The 25,857-nt window shown below is 44.0% G+C and carries 27 protein-coding genes and 4 tRNA genes; all 31 read left to right on the top strand.

What is annotated here, in order from left to right:
- Positions 1–6: 6 nt before the first annotated feature.
- The 31 genes from ACZ42W_RS00105 (at position 7) to ACZ42W_RS00255 (ending at position 25,851) form a co-directional block, all read left to right on the top strand.
- Positions 7–1,176, top strand: coding sequence for an ABC transporter substrate-binding protein (locus ACZ42W_RS00105; RefSeq protein ID WP_464171149.1), 1,170 nt, complete (start codon positions 7–9; stop codon positions 1,174–1,176).
- A gap of 123 nt (positions 1,177–1,299) precedes the next feature.
- A complete protein-coding gene (locus ACZ42W_RS00110) occupies positions 1,300–2,187 on the top strand; it encodes a branched-chain amino acid ABC transporter permease (protein WP_464167501.1) in 888 nt (295 codons plus the stop codon).
- Between the two features lie 9 nt (positions 2,188–2,196).
- Positions 2,197–3,153, top strand: a complete 957-nt coding sequence (locus tag ACZ42W_RS00115) for a branched-chain amino acid ABC transporter permease (RefSeq protein ID WP_464171151.1) — start codon at positions 2,197–2,199, stop codon at positions 3,151–3,153.
- Entirely contained in the window at positions 3,131–3,898 is a 768-nt protein-coding gene (locus tag ACZ42W_RS00120) for an ABC transporter ATP-binding protein (protein WP_464167502.1), read from the top strand. The genes ACZ42W_RS00115 and ACZ42W_RS00120 overlap by 23 nt, the downstream gene beginning before the upstream one ends.
- Complete coding sequence (locus tag ACZ42W_RS00125) at positions 3,898–4,602, top strand: ABC transporter ATP-binding protein (protein WP_464167503.1); 705 nt, start codon at positions 3,898–3,900, stop codon at positions 4,600–4,602. The genes ACZ42W_RS00120 and ACZ42W_RS00125 overlap by 1 nt, the downstream gene beginning before the upstream one ends.
- Before the next feature lie 114 nt (positions 4,603–4,716).
- Positions 4,717–5,343: a CBS and ACT domain-containing protein gene (locus ACZ42W_RS00130; RefSeq protein ID WP_464171153.1), complete on the top strand. Its 627-nt coding sequence runs from the start codon at positions 4,717–4,719 to the stop codon at positions 5,341–5,343.
- 158 nt (positions 5,344–5,501) lie between these two features.
- Complete coding sequence (locus ACZ42W_RS00135) at positions 5,502–5,963, top strand: DUF2889 domain-containing protein (protein WP_464167504.1); 462 nt, start codon at positions 5,502–5,504, stop codon at positions 5,961–5,963.
- A gap of 46 nt (positions 5,964–6,009) precedes the next feature.
- Positions 6,010–6,107: transfer RNA gene (locus ACZ42W_RS00140), tRNA-Sec, on the top strand.
- A gap of 137 nt (positions 6,108–6,244) precedes the next feature.
- A complete protein-coding gene (locus ACZ42W_RS00145) occupies positions 6,245–7,003 on the top strand; it encodes a CvpA family protein (protein WP_464167505.1) in 759 nt (252 codons plus the stop codon).
- 245 nt (positions 7,004–7,248) lie between these two features.
- On the top strand, positions 7,249–8,115 hold the full coding sequence (locus ACZ42W_RS00150) for a mechanosensitive ion channel family protein (RefSeq protein WP_464167506.1): 867 nt from the start codon (positions 7,249–7,251) through the stop codon (positions 8,113–8,115).
- 5 nt (positions 8,116–8,120) lie between these two features.
- Entirely contained in the window at positions 8,121–8,330 is a 210-nt protein-coding gene (locus ACZ42W_RS00155) for a DUF951 domain-containing protein (RefSeq protein ID WP_464167507.1), read from the top strand.
- A 187-nt stretch (positions 8,331–8,517) separates the two neighbouring features.
- Positions 8,518–9,618, top strand: coding sequence for a redox-regulated ATPase YchF (gene ychF, locus ACZ42W_RS00160; protein WP_464167508.1), 1,101 nt, complete (start codon positions 8,518–8,520; stop codon positions 9,616–9,618).
- A gap of 136 nt (positions 9,619–9,754) precedes the next feature.
- Complete coding sequence (rpsF, locus tag ACZ42W_RS00165) at positions 9,755–10,042, top strand: 30S ribosomal protein S6 (protein WP_464167509.1); 288 nt, start codon at positions 9,755–9,757, stop codon at positions 10,040–10,042.
- Between the two features lie 15 nt (positions 10,043–10,057).
- A complete protein-coding gene (gene ssb, locus ACZ42W_RS00170; RefSeq protein WP_464167510.1) occupies positions 10,058–10,471 on the top strand; it encodes a single-stranded DNA-binding protein in 414 nt (137 codons plus the stop codon).
- A 22-nt stretch (positions 10,472–10,493) separates the two neighbouring features.
- A complete protein-coding gene (gene rpsR, locus ACZ42W_RS00175) occupies positions 10,494–10,724 on the top strand; it encodes a 30S ribosomal protein S18 (protein ID WP_464167511.1) in 231 nt (76 codons plus the stop codon).
- A gap of 243 nt (positions 10,725–10,967) precedes the next feature.
- Positions 10,968–11,273, top strand: a complete 306-nt coding sequence (locus ACZ42W_RS00180) for a MazG-like family protein (RefSeq protein WP_464167512.1) — start codon at positions 10,968–10,970, stop codon at positions 11,271–11,273.
- Positions 11,274–11,287: 14 nt separating this feature from the next.
- Positions 11,288–12,253 (top strand): DUF2232 domain-containing protein, encoded by a 966-nt coding sequence (locus ACZ42W_RS00185; protein WP_464167513.1) that lies wholly within the window; start codon positions 11,288–11,290, stop codon positions 12,251–12,253.
- A 34-nt stretch (positions 12,254–12,287) separates the two neighbouring features.
- Positions 12,288–12,734 carry a 50S ribosomal protein L9 gene (gene rplI / locus ACZ42W_RS00190; RefSeq protein ID WP_464167514.1) on the top strand — a complete coding sequence of 149 codons (447 nt, stop codon included), beginning with the start codon at positions 12,288–12,290 and terminating at the stop codon, positions 12,732–12,734.
- A 26-nt stretch (positions 12,735–12,760) separates the two neighbouring features.
- A complete protein-coding gene (lonC, locus tag ACZ42W_RS00195; RefSeq protein WP_464167515.1) occupies positions 12,761–14,683 on the top strand; it encodes a Lon family ATP-dependent protease in 1,923 nt (640 codons plus the stop codon).
- Between the two features lie 290 nt (positions 14,684–14,973).
- A complete protein-coding gene (gene dnaB / locus ACZ42W_RS00200; RefSeq protein WP_464167517.1) occupies positions 14,974–16,308 on the top strand; it encodes a replicative DNA helicase in 1,335 nt (444 codons plus the stop codon).
- A 302-nt stretch (positions 16,309–16,610) separates the two neighbouring features.
- Positions 16,611–17,909 (top strand): adenylosuccinate lyase, encoded by a 1,299-nt coding sequence (gene purB, locus ACZ42W_RS00205; RefSeq protein WP_464167519.1) that lies wholly within the window; start codon positions 16,611–16,613, stop codon positions 17,907–17,909.
- Positions 17,910–17,934: 25 nt separating this feature from the next.
- Complete coding sequence (locus ACZ42W_RS00210) at positions 17,935–19,218, top strand: adenylosuccinate synthase (RefSeq protein ID WP_464167521.1); 1,284 nt, start codon at positions 17,935–17,937, stop codon at positions 19,216–19,218.
- 84 nt (positions 19,219–19,302) lie between these two features.
- Positions 19,303–19,378 (top strand) — tRNA-Lys (locus ACZ42W_RS00215).
- Positions 19,379–19,382: 4 nt separating this feature from the next.
- A tRNA-Glu gene (locus ACZ42W_RS00220) sits at positions 19,383–19,458 on the top strand.
- 25 nt (positions 19,459–19,483) lie between these two features.
- Positions 19,484–19,559: transfer RNA gene (locus tag ACZ42W_RS00225), tRNA-Phe, on the top strand.
- Between the two features lie 152 nt (positions 19,560–19,711).
- The gene (locus tag ACZ42W_RS00230) at positions 19,712–20,254 is read left to right on the top strand and encodes a hypothetical protein (protein WP_464167522.1); all 543 of its coding nucleotides are present in this window, start codon (positions 19,712–19,714) and stop codon (positions 20,252–20,254) included.
- Between the two features lie 95 nt (positions 20,255–20,349).
- Positions 20,350–20,490, top strand: coding sequence for a six-cysteine ranthipeptide SCIFF (scfA, locus tag ACZ42W_RS00235; protein WP_464167524.1), 141 nt, complete (start codon positions 20,350–20,352; stop codon positions 20,488–20,490).
- Between the two features lie 138 nt (positions 20,491–20,628).
- The gene (gene scfB / locus ACZ42W_RS00240; RefSeq protein WP_464167526.1) at positions 20,629–22,080 is read left to right on the top strand and encodes a thioether cross-link-forming SCIFF peptide maturase; all 1,452 of its coding nucleotides are present in this window, start codon (positions 20,629–20,631) and stop codon (positions 22,078–22,080) included.
- 49 nt (positions 22,081–22,129) lie between these two features.
- Positions 22,130–24,181 (top strand): molybdopterin-containing oxidoreductase family protein, encoded by a 2,052-nt coding sequence (locus ACZ42W_RS00245; RefSeq protein ID WP_464167528.1) that lies wholly within the window; start codon positions 22,130–22,132, stop codon positions 24,179–24,181.
- A 55-nt stretch (positions 24,182–24,236) separates the two neighbouring features.
- Positions 24,237–24,905 (top strand): tetratricopeptide repeat protein, encoded by a 669-nt coding sequence (locus tag ACZ42W_RS00250; RefSeq protein ID WP_464167530.1) that lies wholly within the window; start codon positions 24,237–24,239, stop codon positions 24,903–24,905.
- 133 nt (positions 24,906–25,038) lie between these two features.
- Entirely contained in the window at positions 25,039–25,851 is an 813-nt protein-coding gene (locus ACZ42W_RS00255) for an MBL fold metallo-hydrolase (protein ID WP_464167532.1), read from the top strand.
- Positions 25,852–25,857 lie beyond the last annotated feature (6 nt).

Here is a 25,857-nt window from a genome sequence, read left to right on the forward strand (position 1 = left end):
AAGAAAATGGTTAAGTTGGCAACAGTTGCAGTGCTCAGTTTGTCCTTAATCGCAGGTTGTGGTACAACAGCGAAGAACAATGGTGCTGCTGCTCCCAGTAGCGGCGGAGAGATTAAACTTGGGGCATTAGTTGAGCTAACAGGCGGCGGGGCTCAATATGGTAAAGCGGGGCTTAATGGTGCGAAGCTTGCCATTGAGCAACAAAATGCTAAAGGCGGAGTTTTAGGAAAGCAAATCAAGCTTGTTGAAGCCGATAATAAAACGGATCCGACAGAGTCCTTAGCTCAAGCGACCAAACTAATTACCCAAGAAAAGGTTGCCGGAATTATTGGACCCATGACTTCAGGTCAAATTCGTGCAATTATCTCGCTAGGCGCTCAAAATAAGATTCCACTTGTTACTCCTTCTGGAACGGGTGCAGACCTGACCGTTAATAATGGAACCCTTAACCCTTATGTTTTTAGAGCCTGCTTTATCGATGACTTCCAAGGTCAAGTAGGTGCGTCCTTTGCTCTTGAGACTCTTAAAGCTAAAAAGGTCGCATTAATTACCGATAATAGTGAACCCTATTCAAAAGGCTTAGGGAAGTCCTTTGAGGATGGGTTCACAAAGGGTGGCGGCGAAATCGTAGCTAAAGAAAACTATGTAGCTAAAGACAAAGATTTCAAAGCCATTTTAGGGCGTGTAAAAGCTAAAAATCCCGATGCAATTTATGTTCCTGGCTACTATGGTGAGGTTGGACTCATCATCAAGCAAGCACGTGAAGCTGGAATTACTGCTCCAATCTTTGGCGGAGACGGCTTCAATGGTGATGAAACAACAAAAATCGCCGGTGCAAACAATATGACAAATGTTTATTTCTCTGATCATGTTGCGACCGATGATCCAGCCTTAGTGGAATTCACGAAACAGTATAAAGCAAAGTATAACGAAGATCCTACTGGATTTGCTGCACTTGGCTATGATGCTGCAACGATGATGATTAAGGCTATCGAAGCTGCTGGTGTTGCTGACGGAGACAAAATCCGTGTTGGTTTGGAAGGAATTAAGGATCTAAAAGGTGTAAGCGGAGTTATTACTGTGGATGCTAAAACACATAATCCCAGTAAGAGTGCAGTTGTCCTCACGTATAAAGAGGGCAAATGGGTATTTGCGAGCCGGGTTAATCCTAAATAAATCGAGTGTTAAGTGATGCCCGGATAACCAATTTACCTTCGTTGTTGATGTCAAAAAGTAATCAAAAGAAGGGGGCAATGCCCCCTTCTTTTTCAGTGAATAGCCAGGATAGGAGGGGAGATCATGGATAGTCTACAGCAATTTTTGCAACTTCTAGTCAATGGAGTTTCTCTAGGGAGCATTTATGCACTTATAGCCTTGGGATATACGATGGTCTATGGAATTATTCAACTTATTAACTTCGCTCATGGGGATGTTCTGATGATTGGTGCTTATATCGGCTGGTTTGCAACAACTCGCCTCAATTTGCCTTTTTTTCCAGCTTTATTATTAGCTATGATCGGTTCTGCATTGTTAGGAGTAATAATAGAGCGGATTGCCTATAAGCCCTTGCGAAATGCGACGAAGATAGCTGCACTCATCACTGCGATTGGAATTTCTTTGTTCTTGGAATATTCGGGTATGATAGCTTTTGGACCTCAAGTTCGATCCTACCCACCCGTATTTCCGGAAACCGTATACAATCTTGGTGGGATTATGTTCAAATATGGCGATGTCGTAATCTTGCTTACTTCAGTTATCTTAATGATTCTTTTAACTTTTATCGTTAAATATACAAAAGTAGGGAAAGCAATGCGTGCTGTCTCCCATGACAAAGATGCGGCCCTATTGATGGGTATCAATGTTAATAATACAATATCAGCGACCTTTGCGATTGGCTCTGCTTTGGCTGCTGCTGCCGGCGTACTTCTAGGTGTATACTTTAATCAGATTGACCCTTTAATGGGTATTATGCCTGGTCTTAAAGCCTTTGTTGCGGCGGTTCTCGGCGGAATTGGAATTATCCCTGGTGCAATGGTCGGAGGCTTGATTCTTGGCTTAGTTGAAACACTCGTTTCTGGATTCGGGGGTTCCATGTGGCGTGATGCTGTAGCATTCTTGATTCTAATTATTGTTCTAGTTATAAGACCCACCGGTATCTTTGGAAAAAATGTTCGTGAGAAAGTGTAGGTGATTAAGATGAAGGGTTGGTTCCACAAAAAAAATATAATCCTAGCCTTATGCGTAATTCTCATCTACGGAATCGTTCAATTCTTGATTCTTACTGATATCCTACCACCCTATATTGCACTCAATCTTAATTTAGCTTGTATCTATATAATTCTAGCGGTAAGCCTGAATTTAATTAATGGAATAACTGGACAATTCTCCATTGGACATGCCGGATTCATGGCCATTGGAGCTTATATTTCGGCGATTGTCACGGTTAAATTTCAAGGTTCCCTTTTGTTAGCTCTTATTGCGGGGGCAGTTGCCGCAGGTATTGCAGGGTTTCTAGTGGGTTTACCTACACTTCGACTTAAAGGAGATTATCTAGCTATTGCGACCTTAGGGCTTGGAGAAATCGTGCGGGTTGTCTTTGTCAATATTGAATATGTCGGTGGGGCTTCAGGATTTACTGTGCCGAGCACGATTAATTGGAGTTGGGCTTTCTGGCTCACAGCTTTAAGCATTCTAGTTATTCGAAATTTCACAGCTTCTACACATGGAAGGGCCTGTATTTCTGTCCGAGAGAACGAAATTGCTGCAGAAGCAATGGGAATTAATACGACGAAATATAAAGTTTTAGCTTTCTCAATTGGAGCGATGTTTGCAGGGTTAGCCGGCGGTATTTATGCAAACTATATGTATCTTGTCCATCCGGTAACCTTTAACTTCTTAAAATCCTTCGATATTTTGGTGATGGTGGTGTTGGGTGGCCTGGGAAGCTTGACCGGAAGTGTTATCGGAGCAGTTTTTATGACCTTTACCTCTGCCGCTCTATCCGGTTTACAAGAATGGAGATTGGTTATCACCGCAGTATTTCTTGTTGCCCTAATGATTTTTAGACCAAAAGGCCTTATGGGTACCAAAGAATTTAACCTTAATTTTTTAGGAAAGAAGGGTGAGAGAAATGTCGCTTCTAAAAGTAAGTAATCTCTCTAGATCCTTTGGTGGCCTCAAAGCGGTTGCTAATCTAAATATTGAATTGGAAGAGGGAGAGTTGATTGGTCTTATTGGCCCGAACGGGGCGGGAAAGACCACGGCCTTTAACTTACTTACGGGTGTATATGAACCATCCGAAGGAGAAATTATCTTCCAGGATAAAAGTATAGCTGGATTAAAGCCTTACCGGATTACTCATCGAGGCATAGCTAGAACCTTTCAAAATATTCGTCTTTTCGGAGATTTAACGGTTATCGATAATGTTAAGATAGCCTTCCATCAACACGCGAAATATTCGTCGTTAAGTGCAATTCTCCGTCTTCCCTCTTACTATCGTGAGGAAGAAAGAATGGAAGACAAGGCCATGGAAATTCTAAGTATATTTAACCTTGAAGATAAAGCAAGCGAAATTGCGAGAAATTTACCCTATGGTGAACAACGACGGCTTGAGATTGGTCGTGCCTTGGCTGCAAAACCAAAATTACTTCTTCTCGATGAGCCGGCAGCGGGCATGAATCCTCAAGAAACACATGACCTTATGGAATTGATTCGTTTTATACGTAAAAAATTTGACTTAACGATTCTTCTTATTGAGCACGACATGTCTTTAGTTATGGGAGTCTGTGAGCGGATTTATGTCTTAGACTATGGTACGATTATTGCCCAGGGTACTCCAGCTGAGATTAAGAGTAACCCTAAGGTTATTGAAGCTTATCTGGGAGAGGAGGTTGTCTAATGCTTGTACTTCAGGATGTCAATGTTTATTATGGAGCAATTCATGCACTCAAAGGAATATCATTGGAAGTCAACGAAGGGGAAATCGTGACTCTCATCGGATCGAATGGAGCAGGAAAAAGTACGAGCTTGAAAACGATCTCCGGATTACTTCGACCGAAGCAAGGGAAGCTTTCCTTTAATGGAACCGATATAACAACCGTTCAACCCCAGGAGATTGTCGCCAAAGGGATTTCCCAAGTTCCAGAAGGGCGTCGAGTATTTGCGAATATGACAGTTACAGAAAACTTAGATTTAGGAGCCTATCTTCGCAAAGATAAAGATGAAATTAAAAAAGATATGGCTAAGGTTTTTGAGTTATTTCCTCGATTAAACGAACGGAAAAGTCAATTGTCTGGAACCCTCTCTGGTGGAGAGCAACAAATGTTGGCCATGGGCAGAGCGCTCATGTCTCGTCCAAAGCTACTTTTGCTTGACGAACCTTCAATGGGTTTGGCACCGATCCTCGTAAAGCAAATCTTTTCTATTATTGAAGAGATTAATAAAACGGGGACAACAATACTCTTAGTGGAACAAAATGCACATATGGCTTTATCGATTGCCCATCGTGCCTACGTCTTAGAAACAGGAAGAATTGTACTTTCTGGGTCAGCTAACGAATTGGCTGCGAGTGAAGAAGTGCGTAAAGCGTATCTTGGAGGATAAAGGAAGCCTTCGTTCGCAGACAAAAAAGGAAGTTTTCATCCCACTGTAGAATATATATGCTGTCGAATACCCTATAAGGAAATTTTGTGAGTGTTCAAAGGAAAGGGTGATTGTATGTATGTCAGCCAATTTATGACTTCTCAGGTTTTTACTGTGAGCCCAGAGGATAATATTGCGGATACGATGGCTCTCATGCGTGAGAAAAAGATCAACCGTTTACCTGTAGTTGAAAAAGGCAAGCTCGTCGGAATTGTCACTGACGGGGATCTTAGAGAGGTATCTCCTTCACCAGCGACAACACTCAGTATTTTTGAACTGAATTATTTAGTAGCAAAAACTCCAATTCGGGATGTCGCAGTTAAAAAAGTAATTACCTGTACTCCTGATACGAAAATTGAAGATGCCGCATTATTGATGCGGGAGCATGGAATTGGAGCACTGCCTGTCCTGGACCAAGGTAAATTAGTCGGAATTATCACGGGTACAGATATTTTCGATGCCTTTTTAGATGTCATGGGTTTTAGAAGCCCAGGTCAGCGTTTTGTGATTGAAACAAAAGACGAAGTGGGAGTCATGGTCGATTTCGCATCAATTATGAAAGAGCACGATGTTAATATTGCGAGTCTAGCGGTGTATCATTTGAGAAATAATAAAGTACAAATATTAGCACGTCTGAATGGTGATCGGGTTAAAGAAGTGAAGGATAGTTTGATTAAAAAAGGATATGATTTGAGCCATTGACCAAGTTTCGACTCCTTAAACAAATATCCAGGATAGCCTTTATCAGCGCCCAGCAGGGCGCATTTTCTTTTTTTTACTTATTTTGGTCTTTCAAATCAATGTCAATCGAGAATATAATAAGGAATGCAAATGTTAAGATTCGTAAGGAGGTGTACACCTTGAATTTGTTTAACAGGACAATTTCCGTAAGTGTAAAGAAGATAGATGATCAACACGTCATTGTTGACGGAGTATTTATCGATAGCAATCATGAGCTCATACTTAGCATGACAGTGGATATGGAAAAGTCTATCGTAACAGCTTCTCACGGAGAATTTCACCGTGCGCCTCATGAAGATTGCCTGTGCACGGTAAATCATACCGGAAACTTAGTGGGGATCGATTTGGGTCGTAATGTTCGAAGACAGGTGATTTCAGCAGTAGGTGGAGAAAAAGGGTGTGTTCATTTTGAGGAATTGGCTCTCGAATGCGTTAAAGGAGTGAAGCAAGCCAACATTCGTCTAATGAAGCTAAGTCTGTCTAAGGATGAGGTGCATCCTCGTCTGTATGATGCTATGGAAGGGACCTGCCACCATTTTCATAGACGGGAAAAACAGGATAAGAACCAGGTCGCTCGTTGAGGCTATTAAACACAGAAAGAGTCTGGTATAATAAGTAGCAAGATATGGGGATGAATGGTGGCTGGTGCTGCCCCCGGACTTCAAATCCGCGTGTCGGGACGCAGAACGTTCCGAGGTGTGTTCGATTCGCACACATTCCCGCCAAATGAGGAAAGCAGGGCAGCAAAGCTGCCCTTTTTCATGAAGTGCCCTCGATTGCAGGATTTTTCTCGAAGGAACCGAATAACCGAATATATGTATGATCACCATTTAAGTAGATGCCAAAAAATGGAGGGGAATTTATGAATATTTTCGATATTCTCATCCTAGGTATTGTTCTATTAGGGGCACTACAAGGATATCGAAAAGGACTCATTTCTGGACTTGTAAGCTTAGTAGGGAGCCTGTTGGGCCTCATCCTTGCTGCCAAAGAATATCTTAAAGTACTTGCTTGGATCGATCAAAATACCCCTATCAGAAACTGGCTCGAGCCAGTGGTCTATAAGCTAATTCTGCCTTCTGTTGAATCTAAAGCACAATTGGCTGGACAACAGACTTTGGAGAGGATTCTATCCATGTTTCCGAAGGAATTAAGGGATTTAATCGGAAACGGCACTGTACCCGATTTCCAAGCGTATACCCAGACTGCAATCCAAGCCATTGCCAAGAATCTTTCGGGTATTGTTACAGATAACCTTTTGAAAGTGATCGCGTTTGCGCTTACCTATACGTTCATAATCCTTATTATCGGGATTCTTACTTCTCTTATCTTAAGCCCCTTTGGACTTTTTTCTGGGACAATCAATCGTGGAGGGGGCTTCTTCTTAGGAGGGCTAAGTTCGTTTGTTGGCCTTGCAGTTTTAGTTGGCTTGCTTTCCCCATTCATCACGTTAGCAGGGGCGGATACGCTTTGGGGGTTGCTGCAGAGATCAGAATCTTATCCTTATTTAGTTCAGACTTTTTCCTATCTTGGGGAAGTCTTGCGTCTTAATCTGGATCAGGGTATCACCCTTCCAGTAGATTTTACGAGGATGACACTGCCGGACTTAAAGTTATACTAAGGGCAAGTTATAGAAACAAAGTATAAAGGCTCTTTCAAAGAGGTATCCTTAAACCAAAGCTCTTTAGAGGCAGTTTTTTCTAATTGCCTCTAAAGGGAGATATTCTTCAGGCAGAGCTTCAAATCTAACTGAACTAAGAAAAGTTCACTAAAATTTTATGGGACTTGTTAGTTACTTGTGGCTGAGGGTTTCAGCATCGGATACTTTTATAAGTTTATAAGACAAGATAAAATGGGGTAGAGCATATGAATCCATCGATTCAGTGGAGCACAATGAATTGGCATGACATAGGGGTTTCTTTTCTTCAAACTTCAATTTACATCGTGGAAGTTCTGGTAATTGCTCGATTAAGTTACTCAGCTATTATTTATTTTCTCCATCGATTGCTCATACAGAAGAAAGGAAAGCTCCTTCTGAATGAACAAAAAGCGAATACTCTCTTTCCTTTGTTAAGGAGCGTTGCCTTCTATGTCATTACCTTTACAGTTATCGTTCATCTATTGAAGAAAGTATTTAACTTTGATACAGGAACCTTGCTTGCCTCTGCGAGCGTTTTAGGAGTCGCCTTAGGTTTTGGTTCTCAAAGTTTAGTGAAAGATGTCATTGGTGGATTTTTTATTTTATTCGAGAACCAATTTGCAGTTGGAGAATATATTAAGGCTGGAGAATTTTCAGGTACGGTTGAAGAAATTGGATTACGCGCCACTCGTCTAAGGGATTGGGGTGGTGAACTTCATATCATACCCAATGGAAATATCTCAGCAGTTACGAATTATAGCCGGGGAAAGATGAGGGCTCTTGTCGATGTCCATATCCCCTATGACGAAGATTTGGATCGAGCCATTGAAGTAATGCGTTCGGTCTGTGAAGAGGTCGCTATAGAGTTTGGCGAGAAAATAGTGGAGCCGCCGACTGTGCAGGGGATTACCCAATTCGGGGAGAGAAATGCCATCCTTCGCGTTATCGGCTACACTGTGCCCAATGAGCAATGGGGGCTTGAGAGGGAGCTTAGAAGAAGAATTCATAAGGCATTTTTACAAGCCGGAATCCAAATCCCCCAGTCTAATTTAGTCCTCTCCGAGAAAAAGACGGAACAGGAAGAGGGAGGTTGATTCAAATGATTCCTTTACAAGTAGGAGATATCATTCGCTTGCGAAAACCCCATCCCTGTGGAAGTGCAGACTGGAAGGTTATGCGTACTGGAATGGATTTTAGAATTCAATGTCTTGGCTGCCAACACCAGGCGTGGATCCCTCGAGTTAAGCTTGAAAGGCAACTGAAGGAAATTTTACAAAAGATTGATACGACAGAAGAGTCTAAGGGGTAAGGGAAGTGCCGGATTAGAAGCTGGAGCTTCCTTTATTTTTAAAGTTGCGAAGTGAGGAGTACATATCAAGCTGTAATGATGCTTGCGGTTTGTAGTATATTCCAATATAATCGTAGAGATAAACGAAACTTGCTTTGGGTGGAGTTTTCACTCTAGCCATCGAACAAGCTAATCTGGAGGTTTTTTTATGACATTACACGCTGGAATTGTTGGTTTACCGAATGTAGGAAAATCAACCTTATTTAATGCGATAACTCAAGCTGGAGCAGAAGCTGCGAACTATCCTTTTTGTACCATTGACCCTAACATCGGGATGGTTCAGGTTCCTGATTATCGTCTTCAAGTCCTTTCAGATATGGTCCATCCGGATAAGATTGTTCCTGCAACCGTAGAGTTCGTGGATATCGCCGGGCTTGTTAAGGGCGCGAGCAAGGGTGAAGGACTTGGAAATAAGTTCTTATCCCATATCCGTGAAGTCGATGCCGTCGTACATGTTGTTCGTTGTTTTGATGATAGTAATGTTATTCATGTCGAAGGAAGCGTGGATCCCAAACGAGACATTGATATCATCCAATTAGAATTGATCCTTGCAGACATGGAAAGTGTCGAGAGACGTTTGGATCGCTCTGCAAAGCTTTTAAAATCTGGAGATAAGAAGGCTCAGACTGAGGTCGCGCTTCTTCATCGCCTAAAAGAGACCTTAGATGCTGGTCTTGCTGCTCGGAGTTTGGACTTTACAGATGAAGAGCGGGAGATCCTGAAGGCCTTTCCCCTCTTAAGTATGAAGCCGGTCCTCTATGCAGCGAATGTAAGCGAAGAGGAGATCGCCCATCCAGATCAGAATCCCTATGTGCAAAAGGTTCGGGAAATTGCTGCCGCTGAGAACTCTGAGGTTGTCGTTGTCTGTGCGAAGATAGAATCTGAGATTGCAGAACTTGATGAAGAGGAGAAAAAGGTCTTCCTTGAGGACTTAGGACTTCAGGAATCTGGGCTAGACCGCCTTATCCGAGCAGCGTTTCATTTGTTAGGTCTGATGACCTTTTTCACGGCTGGCCAGATTGAAGTCAGAGCTTGGGAGATCCATCAAGGGACTAAAGCACCTCAAGCAGCTGGAACGATTCATACCGATTTCGAGCGCGGGTTTATCCGTGCAGAAGTAGTAGCGTACAAAGATTTTGTAGAATATGGTGGCTTGAATGGAGCAAAGGAAAAGGGCTTGGTCCGATTAGAGGGAAAAGAATATATCATGAATGATGGAGATATCGTTCATTTTCGGTTTAATGTTTAATCATTCCATTTGCAAAGTTTTTACTAAGGTGCTATAATCTTTTATTGGTAGTCTTTATAGACTATCTTGTGGTCTTAAGTGACTACGTATCCCTGCCCCTGTCATGGGGGCCGCAAGTCCGAGGGGAGGTGCAATAATGAAAGCGTACGAATTACTTTATATCATCCGTCCTGATTTGGATGATGAGGCTATTGCCACGACAGTGGACAAGTTCTCCGAAGTTGTGAATAACAATGGTGGAGCGGATGTTACTGTTGACAAATGGGGCAAACGCCGCTTGGCTTACGAGATTAATGATTATCGGGAAGGTTTTTATGTCCTGATGAACTTTAATGGTGAAGCCCGTACGGCACAAGAGGTAGAGAGGGTCATGAAGATCTCCGATACCGTTGTGCGTTTTCTTACCACGAAGAAAGAAGATTAGTAGGGAGGGGCTCCAATGTTGAATCGTGTCGTTTTGATTGGCCGTTTAACGAAAGACCCCGAGTTGCGTTATACCCCGAGTGGAGTTGCTGTGGCAAGCTTTACTCTAGCCGTCGATCGTAACTTTAAGAGTGCGAACGGTGAACGGGAAGCGGATTTTATCCCATGTGTGGTTTATAGGCAACTGGCAGAGTTATGTGCAAACTACCTTGCAAAAGGTAGATTGGCAGCTGTCGATGGACGGATTCAAATCCGTACCTACGATGCTCAGGATGGGCAACGGCGTTGGGTAACCGAGGTCATTGCTGAAAATGTCCGTTTTCTTAGCCCAAAAGAGGGCGGGAATTCTGGTCATGGGACATCCTCGGGCGCCAGTGAAGTGGGGACTTATGGTCATGAAGTAAGCTTAGATGACGATATCCCATTCTAGAATGTGAAGGGGAGTGAATTGTATGAAGCGCGAACGCGGACGCCGCCCAAGAAAACGGGTATGCAGCTTCTGTGTCGATAAAGTTGAGTCTATCGATTATAAAGAGACTCACAAAGTTCGCAAGTATATCACGGAGCGCGGCAAAATCTTGCCTCGTCGTATTTCCGGAAACTGTGCGAAGCACCAACGTCAAGTTACAATAGCTATTAAAAGAGCTAGATCAATTGCGTTGTTGCCTTATATCGTAGATTAAGAGGAAAAGGGAGCAAGCTGCTCCCTTTTTTTACTTTAGCACATCAGTAAGGATATCTTTCAGGGTGCATAACGCAACAAAGTCTTTCGCAAGGAAGACTAACACGTGCGAAGACAGTGTCTTCAGGCGAAAGTCAAGTTTTGTTTAAAAAGAATTGCAGGAAAAAAGAAGAGTGTTAGCGAACAATTTCTAGATAGGGTTGTTTTGAACGGATGAGATAAATTTGAGACGGGAGGGGCACCCGTGGTTGAAGTAGATGTCGTAAAAGGTTTAAAAGCCATCGAAGAACTCAAGGTGGAGTTGCTGAAAGCTCAGTGGACGTTTCAACAAGGGACAGTGAATGGATCGGAAACAGAAATGCTCCAAGGCTTGGCGGATGCTGTAGCATTGAGCTATTTATTGACCCGTCGTATGGGCTTTGATTTTTCAAAGTTAGATCGTACGCTTATACAGCGGTTAGAGGATTGGAAAACGAATGATAAATTTAGGTTAGAAACTCAGTGGGGTGATATTAGCTTATTGTTAAGCTATTTAGCCCCTGAAGAATAGATTGGAGCATTAGAATGTACGTGAGTGACCAAAGAACTTCGAATTTCTTAGCTATTCTTGCCTTAGTGGTTGGCCCTTGGGTTGGAGTATCGAAAGAAGCTTGGGGATGGATGTTAGATGTTCTTCTTCTGCTTTCTGTTTTCTGGATTGGATATAATGGACGTAATGGACAGGAAAAAGGCTTTCGGTTTGCAGCCCTACTACTGGTACTCGGTTATGGAATCGCTCTCATACTTAATGGGTTCCCATCGATTGATCGCTTTGGCTTCGTGCCTTGGGCGGGCTTAGTCACGCTATGGGCTATGAAGTCGAATTTTCCTCAAAGGGCGACAGCTTTTTGGAGCTTGATTGCTGCAGGGTTAGCGGGTATAATTCCAGCCTTGTCCTTTTTACACCAGGGAATTCCACAAGAAAGTATTCAGAGTCTAATTCAGACGGTAGTGGATCAATATCGTCAAACAGGCATGATCGAAACCTTTCAGCAGCAGGGATTGTCGGAAGCTGAGATTCGGTCGTTACTGGAGCAGGTAGTTAGTTATATTGTTCTGCTTACACCAGGACTAGCTGCGATTTCAGGGTTAGTTGAATGGGGGGCAGTATACTATTTCTTTGCACGATGGTTCCCGAGACGAGGTCGGGAATACCGTCCGTTTACGCAGTGGAAGTTGCCTTGGTATGCTGTGTGGGGAATGAATCTAGCGGTAGCGAGTTATCTCATCGGGGATCAATTTCAGTGGCTTTTCCTAAGAAGTTTCGGAATCAATCTGATGCTCGTCTATGGAGTCGTTGCTCTTGTTATGGGCAGTACGATATTTGCTTTTTTCTTGAAATTACCAGGGTTATCGAGATTGCTGAAAGCCATCTTACTCATTTCAAGTTTAATCTATATTCAGGTAACAGTCATTGGTTTAACGTTACTAGGTTTACTCGATCTAGTTTTGGATTTTCGGCGTTTACACATCGCTAAAAAGGACGATTGAAAACATAAAGAACAGAGCGAATGGAGGTTTTTACATGAAAGTTATTCTTAAAGCAGATGTAAAGGCTCTTGGAAAAAAGGGGCAAATCTTTGAGGTCTCTGATGGGTATGCACGTAATTTCTTATTCCCAAAGGGGTTAGCGCTAGAAGCAACTTCAGGAAATCTAAATGACTTAGCTTCGAAGAAAGCGAATGAAGAACGCAAAAAGGAAAAGGAAAAGCAAGAGGCACAAGCACTTGCAGCAAAACTAAGTTCCATCACCGTCGAAGTTTCCACGAAGACAGGAGAAGGTGGACGTTTATTTGGATCTGTAACGAATAAAGAAATAGCGGAAGCACTAAAAATGAAACATGGAATTGAACTTGATAAGCGCAAGTTGGAGATAAAAGACCCGATTAAGGCCCTAGGAACCTTTTCAGTTCAAGTCAAGCTTCATCCAGAGGTAACAGCTCAACTTCAAGTTCAAGTTAAAGCATCATGATCAGGCATTCGTGAAAGGGGACCCCTATGAAAGGGCTTTTAGCTAAGTGGTTAAATCAGGATACGCCACAAAATAACGGTATTGAAAATGATAATAGGAAGCTTAATAATAAATGGCATCACGAAGTAGATGCCCTCTATAGCTTGCTTGCCAATTTTTATGGAAGCGATAAGCTCGTCTTGAAAGCAACTCGCCTCGAGGCCTTAAGCCTTATACGTTCTGACAATATACAGGAACGAACGGCTGGCCTACTAAAAATTGTCTTAGATGATCCCACGGAAAGTCCACTTCCTACGTTAGAAGAAATTCCAAAGCTTCTCATGGATATCGAAGATCACATCGCAGAGCTTATTGCACGCCGCTCAGTCGAAGATCGCTTAGACAAAGCTGTAGCGGATAAAATGCAGGAACGCCATGAAGATTATGTAAAAGAGATTAAGACGCAGGTTCTTAAGGAGACGTCTAGCCCGGATAATGCTCAGACGCTTAAGAAGTTAGCACATATCGAGAAAATGAATCAGGTGAAGCTGGCAAACTCTGTAGCAGAGGTCTTGCGCCCACAGGCCGTTGAGGAAGTTATTGGCCAACAGATGCCGATGAGATCCCTTCTGGCTAAGCTAGCAACCCCTTATCCCCAACATCTCTTAATCTATGGACCACCGGGAGTTGGGAAGACTTCTGCGGCTCGTGTCGCTCTGGAAGCCGTAAAGCAAAACCCGAATTCTCCCTTCGCGGAGGGGGCTCCCTTTGTGGAAGTGGATGGGACCACCTTACGATGGGATCCGAGGGATGTTACGAATCCCTTGTTAGGATCCGTCCATGATCCGATTTATCAGGGTGCAAAGCGGGATTTAGCTGAAACAGGAATCCCAGAGCCTAAGTTGGGCCTAGTGAGCGATGCACATGGTGGAATTTTGTTCATTGACGAAATCGGGGAGTTGGATTCTCTCCTCTTAAATAAGCTCCTTAAGGTTTTGGAAGATAAACGCGTATTTTTTGAATCCTCTTACTATGATTCCTCTGATCCACAGATTCCTCAGTATATAAAGAAGCTCTTCGAGGAAGGAGCTCCTGCCGACTTTGTGCTTATTGGGGCAACGACCCGGGATCCAAGGGAAATTAACCCGGCTTTACGATCACGAAGTGCTGAGGTTTACTTTAATCCTTTGGAGCCCATGGATATACAACACATCGTTCGACAAGCAGCAAGTAAGTTGGACACACGGCTGGAGGAAGCTGTCCCTGAAATTATCAGTAATTATGTGATTGAAGGACGAAAGGCCAATACTATTTTAACCGATGCCTATGGTCTGGCTCGCTTTCGTCAACCTGAAAAGGAAGATATCATAGTCACAAGTGAGGAAGTATATGAAGTACTCCGTTCTGGTCGTCTTACGCCGTATGTATCTCGTAAAGCAGAAGAAACAGGTGAAGTGGGGCGAATTCTTGGACTCGGTGTACTTGGCTTTGTCGGCTCTGTCTTAGAAATTGAGACGATTGTCTTTCCCGATAAGGAGGGTAAAGGAGCCATTCGTTTTAATGAAACCGCTGGAAGCATGGCCCGAGACGCAGTATTTAATGCGACTGCGGTCATCCGTACCTTAACAGGTGAGGATATGAGGAATTACGATGTCCATGTCAACGTAGTGGGTGGTGGAAATATCGATGGCCCTTCTGCTGGATGTGCCACGACCTTAGCTATCTATAGTGCACTAAAGAAGATTCCCTTACGCCAAAATATTGCCGTGACTGGAGAAATCTCAATTCAAGGAAAAGTTCGCCCAGTCGGAGGAATCGCCGAGAAAATCTTCGGCGCCAAACAAGCAGGCGTAAAAACCGTTCTCATTCCCAAAGAGAACCTCGCTGATGTACCCTCCGGCCTCCAAGGAATCTCCGTTATCCCTGTTGAGACCATCCAGGAAGCCCTCGAGTACGCGGTTTACAAGTAAAAGATTCCTAGAGAAATTTTTTGCGTTAATCTAAGACCCGTGAGAGTAGCTTCTCGCACAGGAGAGAACGATTTGCGGCGGAGGGGCGATAAAGCGAACGAGGTTTCCGTAGCGTAGCGTAGCCACCTGGTTCACTTCAGGTATTACCCTGAGGTTTGGCGAAGCTGCTACGGGAGCGAGAGAGCCAGCCCTGGAGTGCTAAGTGAACGGATGTGCGAGAAGCTACACGACCCAGACTTTAATCTAGATACGAGATATATCCAAAGTCCACACACTTAGGAGGAGAAAGAATGGAACTGTCCAAAGTTCCTCCCCAGAGTCTAGAGGCGGAACAATCGGTCTTAGGCGCCTTGATGCTTGAGCCAGAAGCGGGGAGTTCCGTTTTTGAAATTTTACAACCTGATGATTTCTATCGAGACAACCATCGCTTGATCTTCGTAGCGATTCGCGATCTTTTTGAGCGGGGTGACCCGGTCGATTTAGTGAGTGTCGCAGAAACCCTGCGACAAAGTGGGCGACTGGAGCAAGTCGGCGGAATCGCCACGATCTCTCAGATGGCCCGCTCAGTCCCTTCGGCAGTGAATGTCGATTATTACGCGCGGGTTGTTTCGGAAAAGTCTCTTTTAAGGCAGCTTATCCGAACCGCTGGGAAGATTGCAGATAAAGGTTACGAGCCAGGAGAAGAAGCGACATCTCTGCTTGAAGAAGCAGAAAAGATGATCATGGATCTCTCACAACGGCAAATCAAAGAGGGCTTTGAACCAATTCGAAATATCTTGCTTAATACCTTCGAGAAGATTGAACTGTTATACGCCAATAAAGGGAGCTTGACGGGAGTTCCAACCTATTTTGCAGAATTAGATCGGATGACTTCAGGGTGGCAACCTTCGGACCTCATCATTATTGCAGCCCGCCCTTCAATGGGTAAAACAGCTCTTGTGTTGAATATGGCGCAAAATGCTGCGGTGCGTGCTAATGTGCCTGTTGCAGTGTTTAGTTTAGAAATGTCGAAGGAGCAGCTTGTCCAACGGATGCTTTGTTCGGAGGCGATGGTCGACCAACAACGCGTTCGAACAGGAGATTTGTTGGATACGGATTGGCCAAAACTTACCCGAGCCGTAGGCCCCCTCTCAGAGGCATCGATTTTCATTGATGATACAGTAGCAATCTCTCTTGCCGAGTTACGTTCTAAAGCAAGACGCTTGAAAATGGAACATGGTTTAGGGCTCATTGTTATCGATTATCTTCAGTTGATGTCCTTGGGAAGACGTTCGGAGAGTCGTCAGCAAGAGGTCGCCCAAATTTCTCGTGGATTAAAAGGAATTGCCCGGGAGCTTAGTGTCCCTGTTATAGCCCTATCCCAGCTTAATCGGGGTGTGGAACAACGTCAAGATAAGCGTCCCATCATGTCTGATTTGCTAGAATCTGGGGCGATTGAAGCCGACGCCGATGTCATCTCCTTTATTTATCGTGATGAATACTATAATCCAGAATCTGATAAAAAGGGTATCGCAGAAATCATTATTGCCAAGCACAGAAACGGTCCAGTCGGTGCGGTTGAATTAGGATATCTGAAGGAGTTCACGAAGTTCGTAAATTTAGATCGTCAGCATCTTTCTGCTTAAAGCAGTATCCAAAGGATTATGAGAAGCCTAGAGACATTTTTCTTTACTATGTCTTTAGGCTTCTTTTATATCCTATCTATTCTTATCTGTTTCTCATTTTTTTCGGCAGTGACGGGACGAATATAGTGGTGATAGGTCGAATATTAGTTAATGTATACAATATGAATGTTCGAATTTTCGTTGACAAGGAAAGGGCATAACTGCTAAGATAAATTTGGTCTGAGAATGAATATTCACGTTCTAGGAAAGAATAAGCATTCGGAAGAATACCACCCATAATCAGGAATTAGGGGGGCACATTTTTGATTAGTCGATACACGCATCCCGAAATGGGCCAATATTGGCGTGAGGGATATGAATATGACCGTTGGTTGGAAGTTGAATTGGCCGTAGCCGAGGTGATGGCTGAGCGGGGCGAGATTCCGGCAGACGCTTTTACGGTAATTAAGACGCGGGCTAAAGTGAATCCAGAACGAATCGCCGAGATCGAAAACATAGTTCGTCATGATCTTATCGCTTTCTTGCAGGGTGTTGTTGAGGAAATCGGAGAAGCTGGTAAATATCTTCATCTAGGCCTAACTTCCTCTGATGTCAAGGATACAGCCTTAAGTTTAGTTCTTAGAGATTCGGGCGAACTCCTCCTAAAGGACTTGTTAGAACTTCGTGAAGTACTTGCCCTTCGTGCGGTTGAGAGTAAAGATGTCATTATGGTTGGCCGAACACATGGGATTCATGCAGAACCTATAACGTTTGGCTTAAAGCTTGCTCTGTGGTTGGCAGAAGTTGACCGCCAAATAGAGCGGTTGAAAGAAGGAATTGAGTCTATCCGGGTGGGGAAAATATCCGGAGCGGTCGGGACCTTTGCCAATGTTGCTCCTGAAGTGGAAGAAGCCGTCTGCGCAAAGCTCGGCCTAAAGGCGGCTTTAGTCAGTAACCAGATCCTTCAGAGGGATCGTCATGCCCATTATGTAACGACTCTTGCCCTTATTGGAAGCACTTTAGAGAAAATGGCGACCGAAATTCGCAACCTCCAGAGAACTGATATCAGAGAGGTTGAGGAACCCTTTGCTGAGGGGCAGAAGGGGTCTTCCGCTATGCCGCATAAGCGGAATCCAATTTCAAGCGAACAGGTGGCAGGAATGTCACGCTTGCTTCGAGGAAATGCGCTGGCGGCGATGGAGAATGTGGCCTTATGGCATGAGCGCGATATGACTCACTCCTCCGTAGAAAGAGTGATTCTTCCGGATAGCAATATCTTATTAGATCATATGCTGAGACAAATGACTCGAGTGATCAAGGGTTTATCCATTCGTTCTGAACAAATGCAGAAAAACTTGCTTAAAACGTATGGACTAACCTCCTCTCAAAGAGTACTCTTGGCACTTGTTGAAAAAGGATGTATGCGCGAAGAGGCCTATAGATGGGTTCAGCAAGCTGCTTTCAAAGCTTGGGAAGAGGGCCGAGATTTCCGTGAAGTCATTCAAGAGAATCAAAGTGTGATGAATTATCTTAAGCAAGAGGAAATCAGCGTCTTGTTTGACTGGAGCTATCATCTCAAACATATTGATGATGTTTTCCGAAGACTAGGTTTGCTCGAATAGAAATATTAAATTGGGGGAATAAAGAATGGCAGCTGTTGTGTTAATTGGATCTCAATGGGGAGACGAAGGTAAAGGAAAAGTAACAGACTTTCTTGCTGAAAAGGCAGATTTGGTTGTCCGATATCAAGGTGGAAATAATGCCGGACATACGGTAGTAGCGAAGGGTGAGGAGTTTAAGCTTCATCTTATTCCCTCTGGTATTCTTTATCAGGATAAGACCTGTATCATTGGGAATGGTGTCGTTGTTGATCCGAAGGTTTTACTTGAAGAATTAGATTACCTTGCAGAACGTAAGGTAAAGACAGGAAAACTTCTAATCAGCTCGAATGCTCATGTCATTATGCCCTACCACCGTCTACTGGATGCTTTAGAGGAAGAGTCTCGTGGAGAATTTAAGATTGGGACGACAAAGCGTGGAATTGGTCCTGCTTATATGGACAAATCCTCACGGATTGGCATACGGATTATCGATCTTTTGGATTCTGAAGAATTTGCGGCAAAGCTTCAACGGAATCTTAAAGAAAAAAATAATCTTTTAACAAAAGTCTATGGTGCAGAGCCTTTGGCTTTCGAGAGTATTTATGCGGAATATTGCGCGTATGCCGATAGAATCCGTGCCTTCGTAGCCGATAGTTCTCTTGTTATTGATGGAGCAATTAAAGCTGGAGAAAAAGTCTTATTTGAAGGCGCTCAAGGGACGCTCCTTGATCTAGATCATGGAACCTATCCCTATGTTACCTCCTCACATCCGATTGCTGGTGGAGCCTGCATTGGAGCAGGTGTGGGACCAACTCGAATCGACCGCGTCGTAGGAGTTGTCAAAGCCTATACGACGAGAGTAGGAGAAGGACCGTTCCCGACAGAGTTACACGATGAAATGGGCGAGCGTATTCGCGAACTAGGACATGAATTTGGAACAACGACAGGACGTGCCCGCCGTTGCGGTTGGTTCGATGCTGTTATTGCTCGCTATGCTGTCCGTGTCAGCGGTATTTCTGACTTCGCTCTAATGAAACTTGATGTTCTATCGGGTCTTGATAAGATTAAGGTATGCGTCGGTTATCGTGTGAACGGTGAAGTTATTTATGAATTTCCACAAAGTCAGAAGATATTTAATGCGTGTGAACCTGTATATGAAGAGCTGCAAGGCTGGCAAGAGGATATTACGGGAGTTACACGATTTGAAGACTTGCCGAAGGCTGCGCAGGAGTATATCCAACGAATTGAAGGTTTGACGGAGACTAAGGTAACGATTGTTGCAGTAGGACCAGGTCGTGAGCAAACCATTGTTCGCGGTGAACTTTTTTAGATTTTTAGATTTTGGTCGTTTTCATCGAAAGATGTTGACAAGTTGCAGAGATTCGTGTAGAATTCGTATTCGTGAGTGAGTTTTGAGCCATTAGCTCAGTCGGTAGAGCACCTGACTTTTAATCAGGGTGTCCCGCGTTCGAGTCGCGGATGGCTCACCATTGTGGCCCGTTGGTCAAGCGGCCTAAGACACCGCCCTTTCACGGCGGCTACACGGGTTCGAATCCCGTACGGGTCACCAAAATTATTATTACTTTTTCTACCGTGCCTTGGTAGCTCAGTCGGTAGAGCAGAGGACTGAAAATCCTCGTGTCGGCGGTTCGATTCCGTCCTAAGGCACCATTTCAATTTTATGATGACAGCTAGGCCTTTGCTCCAAGCAGAGGTCTTGTTTTTTAGGGAAGTATTGTCATATTTTTAAAAATAAGTTACACTACATCTAAGATCGAGTTGATATGAACCGAGGTTTATTCTATTTTTACGGAGGAAACTTTGTGAACTTTAAAAGAATACTAGCACTTGTCGCGCTTCTAATGATGCTATCGCTTACGGGCTGCGGCTCACTTGAGGAGGCTGTACAACAGGCTAGGAAGGTGGTACCGGGTGATTGGCAAGTCCTCCATACCCAACAGGTTCAGAATCAAGCTAGCTTAGTTTTTTATATCAATAATGATGAACTTGGGGCGGGTTTGTTTCAGAAGGAGACGTTCGGTTGGAACTGGCTCGGAAGCGAGCTAGGACCTTTAGTTAATTATCCAGACGGGCTATCTTGGAGATATTCTGATTTAGGTAGTAAGACGACGAAATCTTATGTGTATTATGGTTTGGTTCAAAATCCCAGTATATCCAGGATTGAAGTCAAAACAACTTGGGGAGAAATAGCTGAAGCGAAAATAACGGAGTCCGGCGATTACCGCTTATGGTATGCTTTTGTCAGTAATCCTCAAGTTCCTTCTGTTGATGCAGATATTGTGGGATATTCTAGTAGTGGTGATCAACTTTATATATTTAGCCAACCCAAACAAGGAGTACGTTAAGGTAGCTTTTGTTACAAACTTAGCTTTGCGTTCTAACTTGACCACATGATATAATTAGGGATGGATTCTGAAGTGTTTGAGAGGAGGTTTTTTGAATGGCAAAACACATTCAAACCGTTGTTAAAGCGAACTTAAGTGAGACCGTTAAAACAGGTGGTTGTGGAGAGTGTCAAACCTCTTGCCAATCGGCGTGCAAAACATCGTGCACTGTTGGTAACCAAGTCTGCGTAAAATAAGCATACTTGATTAGGGTGCTCACATTGAATAGTCCAGTTGAGTCAATTTAAGCGTTATTACATAGGTTATCAAAGAACCCACCTGATTCAGGCGGGTTCTGTTTCTTTAGAATCGGAGTGAAAGAGAGGGTATCCATCATGTTACTTAATGGATATAAGATAAAGAAGAATGTCCATACCTACCGACAAGGAGATTTAAACATCGCTTATGATGTGAATTCTGGATCTCTTCATGTATTAGATGATTTGACGTTTGCTCTTGTGCAGAGCATGGAAAAGCTCCAGGAGGAAGAAAAGACGTTGACTGTGGAAGATGTACGTCAAAATCTCCAAGATGCGGGTATCGAGGTTTCGAGTGAGGAAGTGTCTGAAGTTCTTGAGGAAATGCAAGAGCTTCAAGCCGAAGGCATATTATTCTCACAAGAAGCGGAACAGAGGGATCCCGCTTATCCAGCGAAACCTATCGTCAAAGCAATCTGTCTGCATGTTGCTCATGACTGTAATCTTCGCTGTAATTATTGTTTTGCAGAAACCGGTGCTTTTGGTGGACATCGGGGGCTTATGGATTTAGAAACGGGTAAAAAGGCGATTGATTTCGTTCTTAAGGCCTCCGCACATCGGAAACATTGTGAAGTGGACTTTTTCGGTGGAGAACCCCTTCTTAATTTTGGGGTCGTTAAAGAACTTGTTTCTTATGGAAAAGAAGAAGCTAGAAAACTAGGGAAAAGTATTAAGTTTACCATGACCACAAATGCTGTCCTCCTTACGGAAGAGGTCCAGAACTTCCTAGAGCAAGAAGATATTAGTGTCGTCTTGAGTATCGATGGCCGTCCTGAGATTCATGATAAGATGAGACCGTATGCTAATGGCAAGGGAAGCTATGATCAAGTAACCCCTCGTTTGCTTCAGTTTGCCCAGAAGCGGCCAGAAAGCTCGCCTTATGCTGTAGGAACCTATTATTATGCTCGGGGGACCTATACTCATCATAATTTAGATTTTGACAAGGATGTTACGCACTTACTCGATTTAGGTATGAAGCAGATTTCTCTTGAGCCAGTCGTTGCTAAGCCATCGGAGCCCTATGCTTTTCAAGAGGGGGATCTTTCGGAAATCCTCAAAAGTTATGACCGACTGGGAGAAGAGTTACTCCTTCGACGTAGTAAAGGTGAAGATTTTAGCTTCTTCCATTTTAACGTGTCTCTTGAGCAGGGCCCCTGTTTACCGAAACGATTATCGGGTTGTGGAGCTGGTCATGAATACGTTGCAATCTCACCGGAAGGGGATCTCTATCCCTGCCATCAATTTGTTGGACAGGAAGAGTTTAAGATGGGTTCTCTTTGGGATGAAACGCCCGGCCTGAAATCGAATATCATCGAAGAATTTAGAACAGCGCATATCTATAACAAACCCTCTTGCCGTGAGTGCTGGGCTCGCTTTTCCTGTAGTGGAGGGTGTCATGCAGCCAATCATTCATTTAGTGGTGAATTGACTCAAGTTTACGCGTTGGGGTGTGAATTTCAGAAAAAACGTTTGGAAGTTGCTTTATACATGAAAATTAAAGAAGGAAGAATGAATTCGAGTTTGGAATAGAATTCAAATTCTGCTGAGGGGATTAGATAATAAAATGGAGGGAAAAACTGTGATAGTTCAGCGATCCGCTTGTCCATTAAATTGCCCGGATAGTTGCGGCTTTCTTGTGCGATATACCAAAGAGAAGGGTTTGCAAGTCCACGGGGATAAAGAGCATCCCTTGACCAAGGGGTTTATCTGCTCTAAAGGCCAAGCCCTCGCTGAGCGGGTCTTTTCCCCGGAACGTATACGCTTTCCCCTCTTAAGGGACAAGGGATCATTTCGTAGGATCTCCTGGGGGGAGGCTTATGCTCTCTTCGCCCAAAAGCTCGAAGAGACAGTTAAAGAAGTCGGTTCATGGGGTATTTTCCATCATTATGATTATGGACATAATGGAGTTTTAAGAGAGCTTGATCGACGTTTCTTTCAGGCTTTAGGTGGTGTCACTGAGCCAAGGGGTAGTATGTGTTGGGGAGCGGGATACCGAGCTCAGGAAATTGACTTTGGGGGAGTATATTCGAGTGACTATACGGATCTACGTCATTCGAAGCTCATACTTCTTTGGGGACGAGATCCCGCGGTTACAAACATCCATGTGATTCCCCATTTACTTGAGGCAAAGAAAGAGGGTGCCTCGATTGTCGTAATAAACCCTGTTCGAGTGAAAAGCGCGGATTTGGCTCAGGAATATATCCAGGTTCATCCGGGGAGTGATGGCATTCTAGCCATGGGACTCGCCCATATCATTCTACGAGAAGGATGGATCGATTGGGAATTTGTACGGGGATCGGTACAAGGGATCGATGAGTACGCGCTAAGGGTAAAAGAGTTCACTCCGAAGAAGGTCGAGGAACTCACTGGTGTCTCTGAAGGACGACAAGAGGAACTCGCGAGGTTGATAAGTCATGCACGTCCTGTTAGCGTACTTCCAGGATACGGATTGCAGCGTTACACCGGTGGAGGAAACACAATTCGAGCGATTGATGCCCTTATGGCCATCACCGGGAATATCGGGAAGTCAGGAGCCGGAGTTCATTATGCCCATCAGTATCATGGGGGCAAATTGAATTCAGTTCTTCTTGATGAAAGCAGGTATGTTTCTCGTACTCTTCCTCATCCTTTTTTAGCTGAGGAACTCAGCAAAGCGAATCCTCACATTCAACTCGCGGTAGTTACGCGATCAAATCCTTTGGTGCAACAACCGAACTCGCATCTCTGGCGCGAGGTATGGAGGAATATCCCGTTTAAAGTAACGTTAGATACGACCTTAACTGAGACAGCACGACATTCAGACCTTATCTTGCCGGTCACTACACCCTTTGAAGATGAGGACTTGGTTGCTACATCCTGGAGTACAATGCTTCAGCTTACGCAAAAGGTTGTTGAGCCTCAAGGGGAGGCCAAGTCAGAGCCGATGATCTTTACAGAGCTAGCCCGTAGGTTAGGCCTAGAGAAAGATTTTCCGTATACTCCTGAAGAATGGTTGGAGTATGTTCTATCTCCGCTAAAAGACGAAGGAATCACGCTCGAGGGCTTACGCCGGGCTCCTCTTCGTGCGCCCTATATCCCAGAAGTAGCCTGGAGAGATTTACACTTTAAAACGCCGAGCGGGAAAATTGAGTTGGCATCTGAGCGAGCCCTAGCCGAATATGGTGACAGGGTTGCGGATCCTATGCTTTCCGCTTATAAACAAGGAAACAGGATACTCCAAGGTCCCAATAATTTCCAAGATACTAGCGATCTCCACCAAGAAGATTGTGGTTCTAGTACGCTAGAAAGGCAGGAATACCCCTGGCATCTTCTTACTCCCCACCCACACCATGCTCTTCATTCTCAATTCCATGAATCCGAGGGCTTCCATCTCTACATTCACCCGGAAGTCGCAGAGAAGTACTATCTCTCAACGGGGGACCGTGCTCTCGTCGAGACAGAACATGGCCAGCTTTTAGCCTGGGTATCGGTATCTGAGGATATTCATCCTCAAACTGTTGTATTACCCGAGGGAGGTACAGTGGAGGGTTTTGGAGTGAATCAGCTTCTCGGCGGTAAGGGTTCGGATTATGGAGAAAGCACACCTTATTATGAGGCGCATTGCCAATTGCGAAAATGGTTGGTGGACTAACTTTAAGGAAAATGTTAAAATAAGGAATAGAAGAATAAGTAGGAGGAATGAGCTCGTGCGCAAAAACCATAGAACATTTGCAATTGTGATTGTGACCTTAATAGCTATAAGTATGATTGCTCCTTCATTTGTTTTATTGTTTTCCGATTCAAGTAATAGTAATGCCGTCTATTCCAATAGTGCTAATTCTACAGCTCAAGGTCTCCAAAGCCAAATAAATAGTCTCAGCCAAGCTGTTCAGTCGAATCCTCAGGATACTGCTTCGCGTCTGAATCTCGCGAATGCCTACTATGATTTAGCGGTGGCGACACAGGGAGGGAAGAATCCTGAACAAGCAGGACCGATCTTCAAACAAGCTGTAGGTGAATATCAAGAAGTTATTAAGACCCGAAAGGATGTTAATATTTTAGTGGATATGGCGACCGCAGCCTTTTATGGAGGGGAAAATGAGGTTGCTGAAAATACCTTTAAACAAGCTTTAGCGGAAAAGCCGGACTTTCTTAATGCATTGCTGAACTATGGGGTTTTCCTTATGAGTGCTAAGAATGACTATATGGGAGCTATAGCTCAGTGGAATACGGCCTTAACCACTTCAAATCCTTCCCCGAATGATACAGAACGACTCAAGGGTCTCATTAGTACCGCACAGGAGCAGTTTCAAGCCTCTTTTGAAAAGTCGGGAAGTATCAATAATCCGGGTTCATCAACATCTGGGGCTAAATAAGCCTCAGTTTTTTTCTTAGTGTTTCTTATTATTTTTTCAAAAGCAAAATTTAACAAAACGTTCACAAATACAGTATCTATTGAAGGAATTAGATTTGCTATAATACACTTGTTGCGGGGAAGAGGTGATTTAGATGCATTTAGCGACTCTTGCAAGTGGTAGCTCCGGCAATTCAATTGTCGTGGGGCATGAGAAGAGAAGTCTTCTTGTCGATTGTGGCATAAGCCTCAAAGCAACACTACATAACCTTTCGATGCTAGACATATCTCCCTCAGAAATAGAAGGGATTTTCGTTACTCATGAACATTCCGATCATATCAAGGGGATTGGAGCGGTTGCACGAAAACTTAAGATTCCGGTGTACGCCTCTGCAAAGATCTGGGGGGAGATGAACCGCTCAGTAGGAAAGCTTACAGAAGAGCAAAGGGTCATCGTGACGGACTCTTTCTCATGTGCGGGGTTGAACTTGCGAGTTTTTCCAACATCTCATGATAGCAAAGAGAGCTATGGGCTTAGAGTAGAGACTGATATCTCAGGCACAGCTCGGAAAAAGGTTATTGGAATTGCGACAGATACAGGAATTATCACTGAAGAAATGCATCAGAATCTAAAGGGCTGTGATGCACTGGTTGTCGAGGCAAATCATGATCACGAGATGCTTTGGCAGGGTGGTTATCCGTGGTATCTAAAGAAGCGAATTAGCGGGAACTTCGGACACTTAGAAAATAAGCAGTTAGCTGAAGGATTGCTAGAATGGATTACTGAGAATACTCAACGTGTCGTGTTGGCCCATTTGAGCGAGGAGAACAATACCCCGGAGATGGCATTAGCGACTATTCTTCGGGCCTTAAAAGGATCACGGATCGCCAAGGAAAATCCAGAGTTGCGATTGCGAGTGGCACCGCGTTATACTCCGCATGAACTCATTATTTTGGGAGAAGACTAAAGCGGC

The organism is Desulfitobacterium elongatum (assembly GCF_055378975.1).